This is a genomic window from Aeromicrobium fastidiosum, assembly GCF_017876595.1.
Lineage (GTDB): Bacteria > Actinomycetota > Actinomycetes > Propionibacteriales > Nocardioidaceae > Aeromicrobium > Aeromicrobium fastidiosum.
This window is the reverse complement of sequence record NZ_JAGIOG010000001.1, coordinates 833674-846006: the sequence shown is the minus strand read 5'-3', so window position 1 is coordinate 846006 and position 12333 is coordinate 833674. Positions and strand designations below refer to the sequence as shown.

Annotated in this window: 15 protein-coding genes; 12 read left to right on the top strand and 3 right to left on the bottom strand. The window is 70.6% G+C overall.

From position 1 onward, the window contains the following. The first annotated feature begins 177 nt into the window (after positions 1-177). The 3 genes from JOF40_RS04160 to JOF40_RS04150 are packed head-to-tail and all read left to right on the top strand — an operon-like array spanning position 178 to position 2655. Complete coding sequence (locus JOF40_RS04160) at positions 178-636, top strand: MaoC family dehydratase (protein WP_129180381.1); 459 nt, start codon at positions 178-180, stop codon at positions 634-636. A 1-nt stretch (position 637) separates the two neighbouring features. Beyond that, positions 638-1852, top strand: coding sequence for an acyl-CoA dehydrogenase family protein (locus JOF40_RS04155; protein ID WP_129180379.1), 1215 nt, complete (start codon positions 638-640; stop codon positions 1850-1852). Further along, positions 1843-2655 (top strand): SDR family oxidoreductase, encoded by an 813-nt coding sequence (locus JOF40_RS04150; protein ID WP_246152730.1) that lies wholly within the window; start codon positions 1843-1845, stop codon positions 2653-2655. The genes JOF40_RS04155 and JOF40_RS04150 overlap by 10 nt, the downstream gene beginning before the upstream one ends. A 78-nt stretch (positions 2656-2733) precedes the next feature. Here the strand turns inward: JOF40_RS04150 and JOF40_RS04145 are convergent, their stop codons facing one another. Both JOF40_RS04145 and JOF40_RS04140 read right to left on the bottom strand, forming a co-directional pair. Then, complete coding sequence (locus JOF40_RS04145; protein ID WP_129180377.1) at positions 2734-4197, bottom strand: cryptochrome/photolyase family protein; 1464 nt, start codon at positions 4195-4197, stop codon at positions 2734-2736. Positions 4198-4224: 27 nt separating this feature from the next. Next, the gene (locus JOF40_RS04140; protein WP_129180375.1) at positions 4225-4908 is read right to left on the bottom strand and encodes an SGNH/GDSL hydrolase family protein; all 684 of its coding nucleotides are present in this window, start codon (positions 4906-4908) and stop codon (positions 4225-4227) included. Positions 4909-4989: 81 nt separating this feature from the next. On the opposite strand from JOF40_RS04140, the gene JOF40_RS04135 reads away from it, so the two are divergent. From JOF40_RS04135 to JOF40_RS04115, 5 genes are all read left to right on the top strand, one after another. Beyond that, positions 4990-5364, top strand: a complete 375-nt coding sequence (locus tag JOF40_RS04135; RefSeq protein WP_129180373.1) for a hypothetical protein — start codon at positions 4990-4992, stop codon at positions 5362-5364. A gap of 13 nt (positions 5365-5377) precedes the next feature. After that, positions 5378-6145 carry a type I methionyl aminopeptidase gene (map, locus tag JOF40_RS04130; RefSeq protein ID WP_129180371.1) on the top strand — a complete coding sequence of 256 codons (768 nt, stop codon included), beginning with the start codon at positions 5378-5380 and terminating at the stop codon, positions 6143-6145. Positions 6146-6251: 106 nt separating this feature from the next. Then, positions 6252-7418 (top strand): inorganic phosphate transporter, encoded by a 1167-nt coding sequence (locus JOF40_RS04125; RefSeq protein WP_129180369.1) that lies wholly within the window; start codon positions 6252-6254, stop codon positions 7416-7418. A gap of 9 nt (positions 7419-7427) precedes the next feature. Beyond that, entirely contained in the window at positions 7428-7718 is a 291-nt protein-coding gene (locus tag JOF40_RS04120) for a hypothetical protein (protein ID WP_129180367.1), read from the top strand. Beyond that, entirely contained in the window at positions 7715-7990 is a 276-nt protein-coding gene (locus tag JOF40_RS04115) for a DUF3349 domain-containing protein (protein ID WP_129180365.1), read from the top strand. The genes JOF40_RS04120 and JOF40_RS04115 overlap by 4 nt, the downstream gene beginning before the upstream one ends. Before the next feature lie 72 nt (positions 7991-8062). On the opposite strand, the gene JOF40_RS04110 is transcribed toward JOF40_RS04115, so the two are convergent. Then, positions 8063-9475: an amidase gene (locus JOF40_RS04110; protein WP_188111669.1), complete on the bottom strand. Its 1413-nt coding sequence runs from the start codon at positions 9473-9475 to the stop codon at positions 8063-8065. A gap of 18 nt (positions 9476-9493) precedes the next feature. Between JOF40_RS04110 and JOF40_RS04105 the strand changes: the two genes are divergently transcribed. Genes JOF40_RS04105 through JOF40_RS04090 form a run of 4 tightly spaced genes read left to right on the top strand, consistent with a single transcriptional unit; the run spans position 9494 to position 12330 of the window. Beyond that, on the top strand, positions 9494-10021 hold the full coding sequence (locus tag JOF40_RS04105) for a 2'-5' RNA ligase family protein (RefSeq protein ID WP_129180363.1): 528 nt from the start codon (positions 9494-9496) through the stop codon (positions 10019-10021). A gap of 29 nt (positions 10022-10050) precedes the next feature. Next, positions 10051-10944: an oxygen-dependent tRNA uridine(34) hydroxylase TrhO gene (gene trhO, locus JOF40_RS04100; RefSeq protein ID WP_129180361.1), complete on the top strand. Its 894-nt coding sequence runs from the start codon at positions 10051-10053 to the stop codon at positions 10942-10944. Next, the gene (locus JOF40_RS04095) at positions 10941-11315 is read left to right on the top strand and encodes a YidH family protein (protein ID WP_129180359.1); all 375 of its coding nucleotides are present in this window, start codon (positions 10941-10943) and stop codon (positions 11313-11315) included. The genes trhO and JOF40_RS04095 overlap by 4 nt, the downstream gene beginning before the upstream one ends. 34 nt (positions 11316-11349) lie before the next feature. Further along, positions 11350-12330, top strand: coding sequence for a GGDEF domain-containing protein (locus JOF40_RS04090; RefSeq protein WP_245343319.1), 981 nt, complete (start codon positions 11350-11352; stop codon positions 12328-12330). Positions 12331-12333: the final 3 nt, after the last annotated feature.

Sequence of the window (12333 nt, the reverse complement as noted above, 5' to 3'; positions counted from 1 at the left end):
GCATGAACGCCGAAAGATCAGTCGGCCCCGGGACGGATCTTTCGACGTTTGCGGTGCCGGGACACCCTGAACGCCGAAAGATCGGTCCCGCCCGCGGGCTCTGGCGTGCGGCCCGTCGAGCGGTTAGGGTGCGAACTAAGCAAGCGCTTACCTGTGCTTCGATCTGGGAGGTCCCGCATGACCCGCGTGTTCGACAGTCTCGACGACTTCAAGGCAGCCGCCGGTGAGGAGCTCGGCACCAGCGAGTGGGTCACCGTCACCCAGGAGCAGATCAACACCTTCGCCGATGCCACGGGCGACCACCAGTGGATCCACGTCGACCCCGAGCGCGCCGCCACCGGCCCCTTCGGCGGGACGATCGCGCACGGCTACCTGACCCTGTCGCTGCTGCCGGTGTTCGCCGAGCAGATCTACTCGATCGGCGGCCTCGCCTTCGGCATGAACTACGGGGCCAACAAGGTCCGCTTCCCGGCCCCCGTCCCCGTCGGCTCGCGTCTGCGGGCGACCGCGACGCTCGTGTCGACCAACGACATCCCCATCGGCACGCAGGGCATCGTGAGCTTCGTCGTCGAGCGCGAGGGTGCCGACAAGCCCGTGCTCATCGCCGAGGTCGTCTACGTCATGGCCGGAGCCTGAGATGCACTTCGGACACGATGACAAGACCAACGAGCTGCTGGCGAAGGTCACGGCCTTCATGGAGGCCGAGGTGTACCCCGCCGAGGCCGTGTTCAAGGAGCAGGTCGAGCAGGCCGTTGCCGACGACAGCTGGTCGTTCCCGCCGATCGTCATGGAGATCCGCGCCAAGGCCAAGGCCCAGGGCCTCTGGAACTTCTTCGACCCGTCCGACCACGGTGCGGGCCTGACCAACCTGCAGTACGCCCCGATCGCCGAGCTCACGGGTCGCAGCATCCAGCTCGCGCCGGCGGCCTTCAACTGCGCCGCGCCCGACACCGGCAACATGGAGGTGCTGAGCATGTTCGGCACCGACGAGCAGAAGAAGACGTGGCTCGAGCCGCTCCTGGCCGGCGACATCCGCTCGGCCTTCGCGATGACCGAGCCGCAGGTCGCGTCGTCGGACGCCACCAACGTCGAGCTCAGCATCGTCCGCGACGGTGACGAGTACGTCATCAACGGCCGCAAGTGGTGGATCACCGGCGCCATGAACCCCGACTGCAAGATCTTCATCGTGATGGGCAAGACCGATCCCGAGGCCTCGCGGCACCGCCAGCAGTCGATGATCCTGGTCGAGCGCGGCACCCCCGGCTTCGAGATCATCCGCGGCATGCGCGTGTTCGGCTACCACGACCGCGACCACGGCGGTCACGCCGAGCTGCGGTTCACGGACGTCCGCGTGCCGGCCAGCAACATCATCGGCGGCGAGGGAGAGGGCTTCGCGATCGCCCAGGCGCGCCTCGGGCCAGGTCGTATCCACCACTGCATGCGCTCCCTCGGCATCGCCGAGCGCGCCATCGAGATGATGAGCAAGCGCGCGTCCGAGCGGGTCGCCTTCGGCAAGCCGATCGCCGAGCAGGGCGTCGTGCGCGACTGGATCGCCGAGTCGCGGGTCAAGGTCGAGCAGCTGCGCCTTCTGGTGCTCAAGGCCGCGTGGCTCATGGACGTCGCGGGCAACAAGGCCGCCCACACCGAGATCCAGGCCATCAAGATCGCGACGCCGCAGACCGTCGAGTGGATCCTCGACAAGGCCATCCAGGTGCACGGTGCCGGCGGGCTGAGCCAGGACTTCCCGCTCGCCGAGTGGTTCGCCGGCATGCGCACGCTGCGCTTCGCCGACGGCCCCGACGAGGTGCACAAGAACGCCCTGGCCAGGGCGGAGATCAAGAAGTGGGCCTGACGCCCGGCAGTGGCACCGTCGCGGTCGTGACGGGTGCCGCGAGCGGCATCGGCGAGGGCATCGCGCAGCGGCTGCTCGAGCGCGGCGCCTCCGTTGTGCTCGGCGACCTCGACGCGTCCCGCCTCGACGCCACGGCGTCCCGCCTCGAGTCCGAGCACTCAGGCCGGGTCGCGCACGTCGCGGGCGACGCGGCTGATGTCGACCACGTCGCTGCGCTCATCGAGGCGGCCCCGGGCGACGTCGACCTCTACGTCGCCAACGCCGGCGTCTTCAGGGGCTTCGGGCTCGACGTCGCCGATGCCGACTGGTCGCTCGCGTGGGACGTCAACGTGATGGGCCAGGTGCGCGCCGCACAGGCCCTCGTGCCGGGATGGCTCGAGCGCGGAACGGGGTGCTTCGTCAGCACGGCGTCCGCGGCCGGACTGCTGACCCAGCTCGGATCGCCGACCTACTCGGTCACCAAGCACGCCGCGGTCGGCTTCGCGGAGTGGCTCGCCGCGACGTACGGCGACCGGGGCGTGCAGGTCTGCTGCCTGTGCCCCATGGGCGTGCGCACCGACATGCTCACCGAGGGTGAGACCAGTACCGACGAGACGGCGCGGCTCGCGATGCGCTCGGTCGTCGGGGCAGGCGCGACGGTCACGCCGCTCGACGTCGCCGACGTCCTGCTCGAGGCGCTCGAGGCCGGGACGTTCTTCGCCCTGCCGCACCCCGAGGTCGGCACGATGTACGCCCGCAAGGCCGCCGACACGGATCGCTGGGTGTCAGGCATGCAGCGCTTCCGGACCTCGCTCGAGTCCTGACACCCCGCTGGGCCTGACGTTCTGACCGACACGCCGACGGCGTGTCTGCGAAAACGTCAGGCTCAGTGGGACGTGGTGTCAGTCCAGCCAGCGTGCGGCGGCCTTGGTGTGCGCGGCCTTCTTGGCGGGGTCGAGCCCGTCGTACATCCGCGTCATCATGCGGGAGCGGTGGTTGCGCTCGAAGACGTCGCGGTGGTCGCGCACGAACGTCCAGTACAGACCGTCCCAGTCGGACGTCCAGTCGCCCTTCGGCAGGTCCGACATCTTGCGCAGGTAGTTGCTGCCCGACACGTACGGCTTGGTCGTGATGCCGTCGCCGGCCGCGAACTGGCTCATGGCGTAGACGTTGGGCACCATGACCCAGTCGTACGCGTCGACGTACATCTGCATGAACCACTCGTAGGCGTCGTCGGGGTCGGTGCGCAGCAGGCTCATCGCGTTGCCCAGCACCATGAGCCGCTCGATGTGGTGGCTCCACCCCCGCTCGAGCACGCCCTCGATCGCGTGGTCGACGGGATCGAGGCCGGTCGCGGCGGTCCACCAGCCCGGGTCGAGCGGCCGGGTGTGGTGCAGGTGGTTGCGCGACCGCATCCGCCGTCCGTAGAGCACGTAGGTCGCGCGCATGTACTCGCGCCAGCCGATGACCTGGCGCACGAAGCCCTCCATCGAGGGCAGGTCGACGCCGTCGGTGTCGAGCGCGCGGGCGACGACGTCGGCCGGTGACAGCAGCCCGATGTTGAGCGACGGCGTCATGACGGAGTGGAACAGGAACGGGTGGCCGACGCTGATGGCGTCCTCGTAGGGCCCGAACTGCGCGAACCTGGTGTCGAGGAAGTCGCCGAGTGCCGCCTCCGCCTCGTCGTGCGATGTGGGCCAGGCGAAGGCCTCGGCCCGTCCGGGGTTGTCGGGGAACTCCTCGCCGACCCAGTCGATCGCCGCGGTGACCTCGGGATGCCGGTCGGGCCACGCGACGTCGGGCACGGGGTGGCCGCGCGGCAGCTTCTTGCGGTTCTCGGTGTCGAACGACCAGCGGCCGCCGACCGGCTGGTCGCCCTCGACGAGGATGTCGAGGCGCTGCCGCTGCCAGGAGTAGAAGTGCTGCATGCGGGCCGGGTGACTGCCGAACCAGTCGGCGATCTCGCGGCGGGACGTCAGGAAGCTCGGCGACTCCAGCACGTCCTCGGGGCGCAGCTCGATACCGGCCTCCGAGAGTGCGGCCGAGATGTCGCGCGAGAGCCAGTCGTCGACGACGTCGAACACCGTGACCCGCTCGGGTCGCAGCCGGCGCAGCATCTCGATGAGCCGCTCCCCGGTCGTCGCCTCGGCGGAGGTGTCGATGCACTCGACGTCGAACGACTCCCCGAGGCGCGTGGCGAAGCGGCGCATCGACGCCCGGTGCAGCACGAGCTTCTGCGTGTGGAACCGGTACTGGCGGAAGAACAGATCGTCCTCGACCAGCACGAACACCGTGCCCGCTGGCGCGTCGAGATGGTCCTCGAACAGCTGGTGCGGATAGACCAGCCGGACGTGCGGGGTGCTCACCCCCGCCAGACTAGGCGCGGTCGGACGTCACCGCCGGGCGACGGCCTCGCCCACGATCTCGGCCATCCCGGCGTAGCCCGCGTCATTGGGGTGGAAGTGGTCGGACGACAACCGGCCCCGCCACGACCGCATGCGGGGGTCGCGGAACTCGGCGACGCGCACGTGCCCCGCGGCGGCCGCCTCGTCGACCTGCCGGTTGAACTCCAGCGACGCCGGCTGGCCTCCGGGCTGCGAACCCACGACCGATCCGCGGGGGAGCAGCGCCAGCATCTGCGCGAGCGACGCCGGGAGCAGGGGACGGTAGCGCCGACTGAACAGGTCGTTGCTGCCGATGACGACCGTCACGAGGTCGGGGGCGGTGCCGAGCGACTCCATCGCGGGGATCTGCCGGTCGACGACGTCCGCGACGCGCCCGCCGTAGACCGACAGGTTGACCAGCCGGTGCCCGGGCAGCGACTCGGCCAGCTGCCCGACCCAGCCGCGGTCGAAGGCCGACGCCCCGACGCCCTGCGACATCGAGTCGCCCAGCACGACCCACAGCGGACCCGACGCAGCGACCGCCTCGCGGTTGTGCCGCTCCCACGCGTGCGCGTACGGCGCGACCTGGGCCTGCACCCGACGCACGCCCGGCAGCAGCAGGCTCGCGGTGCGGACGAAGGGTCCGGTCTCGCGGCCGCTGAGGTTGGAGTACTCGAAGCCCGTCTCGGTCATCAGATCAGTGAAGCAGCCAGATCGTGGTCCGGCCCGGCGAACGTCCCGCGTAGGCTGGAGGCGACCTCGAGGAGTACGGACGTGACCAACGTGCAGGGCATCAGGACCATGAGCGTCGCCGCGGCCGTCGTGCTGGCGGCGTACGTCGTCGGTGGCCTGCTCGAGGCCGACCTCGGGTCCGCGCTGGGCTACGTCAAGATAGGCGTCGTCGTCGCCGCGGTGGTCGTGGCGGGTTTCGCCTTCCAGCGCTGGTCGCACGACAGCAACCCCCACACCCTCAGCGCCATGGTCGTGAGCCTGCTCGGCGGTGCCTCGATGGCGTCGACCGTCAGCACCGCTCGTGGCAGCGACCTCTACGGCAGCGACCCGATGGCCCTGGTCGGCACGCTGGCGGTCGTCGCCGCCGTCACGATCGCCCAGATCGGCCAGACCCGGTCGAGCACCCCCTCCCGATGAAGGACACCGCACGATGATCGAGCTCCTCACCCCCACGCAGATCGACGAGATGCGTCCGGCCGGACGCTTCGTGGCGTCGGTGCTGACAGCCCTGTCCGAGGCGGCGGACGTGGGCGTCGACCTGCTCGACCTCGATGCCCTCGCGCACGAGATGATCCGCAAGGAGGGTGCGGAGTCGTGCTACATCGACTACCACCCGTCCTTCGGGGCCATGCCGTTCGGCAAGGTGCTGTGCACCTCGGTCAACGACGCCGTGCTGCACGGCCTGCCGCACCAGTACAAGCTGCGTGACGGCGACCTGGCCAGCTTCGACTTCGCGGTGTCGATCGACGGATGGGTGTGCGACTCGGCGGTCAGCGTCGTCGTCGGCACCCCGCGCGAGGAGGACCTGCGCCTCATCGACCACGCGCAGGAGGCGCTCGACGCCGCGATCGCGGTTGCTCGTCCGGGCAACCGCATCGGTGACATCTCGGCCGCGATCGGCGCGGTCGGCCGGTCGCACGGGCTCAAGATCAACACCCAGTTCGGCGGCCACGGCGTCGGACGCACGATGCACGGCGACCCGCACGTGCCCAACGACGGCCGGGCCGGCCGGGGGCTTCCCCTCAAGCCGGGCCTCGTCATCGCGATCGAGCCGTGGTTCCTGCACACGACCGACGAGATCCGCATGGACGAGGACGGCTGGACGATCCGCAGCGCCGACGGCTCCCGGGGCGCGCACGTCGAGCACACCATCGCGATCACCGACGGCGACCCCGTCGTCATGACCGCGCGCAGCTGACCTGCTGGAACCCTGCCCGAGACGCTCGTCACAGCCCGGGTGAACATCGGCTGAACACCCTCGCCCAACCCTCGACGCAGACGGTTGCAGGGCGCACCGTTGAGTCGTGAACGAACCCCTCATCATCCTGTGCCTCGTGGTCGTGACCGCGTTGGCCTTCGACTTCACCAACGGGTTCCACGACACCGGCAACGCCATGGCGACGTCCATCGCGACGGGTGCCCTGACCCCCAAGGTCGCCGTGACGCTGAGCGCCGTGCTCAACCTGGTCGGTGCCTTCCTGTCGACCGCGGTGGCGGCCACGATCGCCAAGGGACTCGTCGACGCCAACCTGGTCACGCTCGAGATCGTCTTCGCGGGCCTGGTCGGCGGCATCACGTGGAACCTGCTGACGTGGCTGCTCGGCATCCCGTCGAGCTCGTCGCACGCCCTGATCGGCGGTGTCATCGGTGCGATGCTCGCCGCCGCCGGCACCAGCGGAGTCGAGTGGAAGGGCGTCGTCTCCAACGTCGTCCTGCCCGCCGTGCTCTCCCCGTTGATCGCCGGCCTCGTCGCGACGCTCGGCACCTACTCGGTCTACCGCTCGACCCGCGGGCTCGAGGAGAAGCGCACCGAGCGCGGCTTCCGGATCGGCCAGATCGGTTCGGCCTCGCTGGTCTCGCTCGCGCACGGCACCAACGACGCGCAGAAGACGATGGGTATCATCTTCCTGGCCCTGATCTCGTACGGCAGCGTCAGCGCCGACGACTCCCTGCCCCCGACGTGGGTCATCGTGTCGTGCGCCGTGGCGATCGCTCTCGGCACCTACCTCGGCGGCTGGCGCATCATCCGCACCCTCGGCAAGGGCCTGGTCGAGATCAAGTCGCCGCAGGGCATGGCGGCCGAGAGCTCGTCGGCGGCGATCATCCTGCTGGCCAGCCACTTCGGCTTCTCGCTCTCGACGACGCACGTGGCCACGGGCTCGATCCTCGGCTCGGGCGTCGGCAAGCCCGGCGCGCAGGTGCGCTGGAACGTCGCGCTGCGGATGGTCACGGCCTGGGTCGTGACCCTGCCGTCGGCTGCCCTCGTCGGTGCCCTCGCCTACGGCATCACGGCCGGCATCGGCGGACTCGCCGGGGTGCTGGTGGTGTTCGCCGGGCTGATCGCGGTGTCGCTGGTCATCTGGCTGCGCTCGCGCGGCTCCGTCGTGAGTCACGACAACGTCAACGACGAGTGGGACGACAGCGCGTCGTCCCGGCGACCGGTCGCCTCAGCCGCCGGCGCGGAGAGCTGAGGAGTCACGATGGATGGCTGGCTGAACGTGGGAGCACTCGTCAAGGTGCTCGTCTTCGGGATCATCGCGGGCGCGGGGCTGCCGGCCCTGTTCGCGGTGGGCGTGCGCACGCAGGCCGTGGGGGCCGGGACGATCGGAGGGCAGCACCTCGCTGGCGACCGGCGACCGCTGCTGACCGTGGTGTCCTACGTGTGCTTCGCGCTCGTCGCGGTCGCCGTCGCCCTGGGCGTGCTGTTCGTGGCCCGCGACTTCATCGGTCACCACACGGGCTGGTACGTCCTCGGCGCGGAGCCGAAGTGAGCAAGCCGTCGTTCGTCGACTCGATCGTCGGCTGGCTGCGCGAGGGATACCCCCAAGGCGTGCCTCCCCAGGACTACGTCCCGCTCCTGGCGCTGCTGCGTCGCCGCCTCACCGATGACGAGGTCGAGGCCGTCGTGGCGATGCTCGTGGCCTCCGGCGAGGTGCCGGTCGACTCCGCCGACATCGGCACGAGCATCACGAAGATCACCGACGCGCTGCCGTCCGAGGACGACATCGACCGCGTGCGCGAGCACCTGCCCGCCGGTCTCTGACCCGGGGCGGTGCGTCAGCGTCCACCTGCGCCGCTCGGCTGGACGCCAGTGCACCGCCTCCCCGTGCAGAGGTCAGGCGAAGCCGGTCGGACGCCGATCGTGCCACGGTGCGGCGGCCTCGACCTGCGCGCAGAGGCTGAACAGCAGGCCGTCCTGGCCGGGCAGCGCCGCCAGCATGACGCCGATCGGTAGGCCCTCGGACGTCCAGTGCAGCGGCAGCGTCGCGGCGGGCTGGCCGCTCATGTTGTAGAGCGCGGTGTACGGCGTGTAGAGCAGCTCGCGGCGGTGGTCCTCGGCCGGATCGCCCGACTCGTTGAACCACCCGACGGGCTGGGGCGGAAGCGCGAGCGTGGGCGTCAGCATCGCGTCGAACGTCTGCAGGCCCGTGACGACCTCGCGGGTCGTCGCCTCGAGGAACTGCAGCGCCCGGGCCAGGTCGACCGCCGAGGCCCGTCCGCCTCGCTCGCGCCAGTAGCGCGTGTTGGCCCGCAGGAGCGGCTCGGCCTCCGGCGGGACGGGTGCCCCCGCGACACCGCTCGACCACACGACGTTGAACTGCGGCTCGAGCTCGGCCGGGAACGGGTTGGCGATGTCGACGACGTCGTGGCCCAGCGACTCGAGCAGCCGACTGGCTGCGTCCCAGGCGGCCACGGCGTCGGGGCCGGGAGCGACACCGTCGAGGTGAGTCGCCGACCACCGCGCGATGCGCAGCCGGCGCGGCACCTGTCGCACCCGGTCGACGAACGGGATGTCGGGGTCGGGCAGCGGTCGCAGGTCGCCGGGCATGGGGTGCGCGATGACGTCGAGCAGCGCGGCGGCGTCGCGCACCGTGCGGCTGAGGGGTCCGTCGACCGCGAGCCCGCTCCAGTCCGACCCCAGCGGGCCGACGCTGACCCGTCCACGACTCGGCTTGAAGCCGAAGATCCCGCACGAGCTGGCCGGGATGCGGATCGACCCGCCCCCGTCGCTGCCCTGCGCCAGCGGCACGAGCCCTGCCGCGACGGCCGCCGCGGCACCGCCGCTCGACCCTCCGGCGTTGCGGTCGAGGTCCCACGGGGTGCGCGCAGGGCCGACGACATCGTTGTCGGTGTACGACGAGAGCCCGAACTCGGGGGTGTTGGTCTTGCCGAGGCTGATGAGTCCGGCACCGCGCATCAGCCCGACCAGGTAGGCATCGGTCGCCGGGACGTTGTCGCGCAGCACCGCTGATCCCATCGTGGTGCGGACGCCCGCGGTCATCGTGAGGTCCTTGACGGCCGTCGGCACACCCGTCAACGGCCCGGCTGTCCCGGCTGCGATCGACGCATCGGCCTGCCGGGCCTGCTCCATCGCGGCATCGGCGGTCACGGTGATGAACGCGCCCAGGGCCGCGGCGTGACGGTCGATCCGCTCGAGATGGTGGCCCACGAGCTCGACTGCGGAGACCTCGCGACCTCGCAGTAGCTCGGCCTGCGCGGTCGCGTCCAGCTCGTGCAGCTCGGTCATGTGCACGACGATAGACGCATGGTGCAGTCGGTCGAGCTGGTCCTCGACGAGGGCCTCGACGCCCGGGTGCGCGAGGAATGGGCAGCGCTGCGCGACGCCGGGCTGCCCAGCCAGGCCCGGCACACCGGAGCGTCGAACGCTCCGCACGTGACGGTCGGCGTCGCCGATCTCGTCGACGCCGAGGGCGAGGCCGCTCTCGCGGGGATCGACTACGGCCCGGACAGCCCGCTGCGACTCGGGGGACTGCTGGTCTTCGGCGGTCGGACGTCCGTGCTGTCGCGTGCGGTGGTCCCGACGGCCGGCCTGATCGCGACGCACCTCGCGGTGCAGGCCGCGCTCGACGGCGCTCCGGGCCGGCCAGACACCACCCGCCCGGGAGCCTGGACACCACACGTGACGCTGGCCCGCCGCCTCGACCCCGACCAGCTGGCCGCTGCGCTGTCGGTGCTCGCTGATCGTCCCCGCGAGCTCGTCGGCACGATCCGCGGTGCCCGACGGTGGGACGGCGACGCCCGGGCGACGCGGGCCGTCGGCACCGACGCGTAGCCGTCCCCGCAGCGCCTACGCTGGTGACCGTGGCAACCCCCAAGGTCCTCCTCTTCTACGGCTTCGCGCCGCTGGCCGATCCCGAGGCGATCCGGCTCTGGCAGCACACGCTGTGCGACTCGCTCGGCGTCCGCGGTCGCATCATCGTGTCGAAGGACGGCATCAACGCGACCCTCGGCGGTGACGTCGTGGCGCTCAAGAAGTACGTCAAGGGCACCCGCGCCTACGCGCCGTTCAAGCACATCGACTTCAAGTGGAGCGAGGGCCGCGCCCGCGACGACGGCACGACCGCCGACTTCCCGCGGCTCAGCGTCCGGGTGCGCGACGAGCTCGTGACGTTCGGGGCACCGGACGAGCTCGAGATCGACGAGCGCGGTGTCGTCGACGGCGGGACGCACCTGACCCCGGCCCAGCTGCACGAGCTCGTCGAGGCCAAGGACGTCGTGTTCTTCGACGGGCGCAACCAGATCGAGTCGGCGATCGGCCACTTCGAGGGTGCCGTGCGTCCTCCCGTCGAGACGACCCGCGAGTTCATCGCGGCCCTCGACAGCGGGGCCTACGACCACCTCAAGGACCAGCCCGTCGTCACGTACTGCACGGGCGGCATCCGCTGCGAGGTGCTGACGCCGCTGATGAAGAGGCGGGGCTTCCAGGAGGTCTACCAGCTCGACGGCGGCATCGCGACGTACGGCGAGGCCTATGGCGACGACGGTCTCTGGAATGGATCGCTGTACGTCTTCGACGACCGCATCACGATGGACTTCTCCGACCACGCGGCCCTGGTCGGTTCGTGCGACGTGTGCGGCACCGCGACCAACCACGTGGCTGACTGCGGTGACGTCGCGTGCGTCCGTCAGATGGTGCGCTGCGAGGGATGTCTCGCCGCCGAGCGCGGATGCGACCGGCACGCCGTCCTCGCATGAGCGACGACAGGCGCTTCCCCCGCGACGTCTTCGGGGCAGGTCCAGACCCCGATACGCGATTCACGCTGGCGAATGAACGGACGTTCCTGGCGTGGACCCGGACGTCGCTGGCGCTCGTCGCGGGTGCGGTCGCAGTGCACACGCCCTTCTTCGAGCTGGACGTGTGGGTGAGCAACGTGGCGTCGCTGTGGCTGCTGCTGCTCGCCGCGCTCTGCGTGGGGCAGGCCTGGTTGCGGTGGCGGTCGGTCGAGAAGGCGATCAGGACGGGCTCGCCCATGCCGGGCTTCGGAGCGCCAGCGCTGCTCGTGGGTGCTGTCGGCGTGCTGATCGTGTCAGTGGCCGTCGGCATCGTCGTCGCGACCGTCCGTTGACGGCCTCCGCATCACCTATCCTTCCAGCGTGAAGATGGGACCGGCGGCCGCGATCCCACCGTTTGCGTGGGTCACCTCCGCCGGCGGGCTGGTCATCGCGTTGAGCGGTCTGGTCGACGCCGTGACGTCCACCGGTGACGGATTCGCGTCGGCGTGGACGTGGGGCTGGATCGCGGTCACGGTGCTGGCGGCCGCGGTGCCGATCGCTCTGGGGGACCGGCTGGTCCGCGAGATCGGGATCGTCGGCGCCGGCCTCTTCTTCGCGGTGACCTCGCTGCAGATGGCGCTGTCGACCTCGGCGGTCGCCTCGATCAACAACCTGGTGCTCTACCCGATGGTCGCCTGCTACCTGGGCTGGTTCTACCGGCGCGCGGTCGCCCGGTTCGTGACGGCCGCGGCCTTCGTGGCGTCGGGGACCGCCGTGGTCGTCAACACGCACGATCGCGTCTTCATCACGTGGGTCAACCTGGTGCTCGCGTCGACGTTCTGCCTCGAGGCCGCCGGCTACCTCCGCGCACGGTTGGACCGGGAGATCACGACAGATCCCCTGACAGGGGTGCTCAACCGGTCGGGCCTCGACGAGCGCATCGACATCGAGCTGGGCCGCGCCGCTCGTGCCGGGATGCCGCTGACGGTCGGAATCATCGACCTCGACGGCTTCAAGCAGGTCAACGACGAGCACGGACACGCTGCGGGGGACCGGCTGCTCGTGTCATTCGCGTCGGCCCTGAGCGACCTGAGCCGCTCCTACGACACCGTCGCACGGATCGGCGGCGACGAGTTCCTGGTCATGATGCCGGGCACTTCAGCGCAGGGCGAGGACTTCTTCGAGCGGCTGCGCGGTGCCACCGGGACCGGCTGGTCGTACGGCCTGGCCGAGGCGGTGCCAGATGATTCGGCGCGGACGATCCGGGCTCGCGCCGACGGTGAGCTCTATGCCCAGAAGGTGTTGCGACGTCGCCTTCAGGATCCACGCCCACTCGACCCTCATGTCGATCCGACGTCGCCGTCGTGAGCT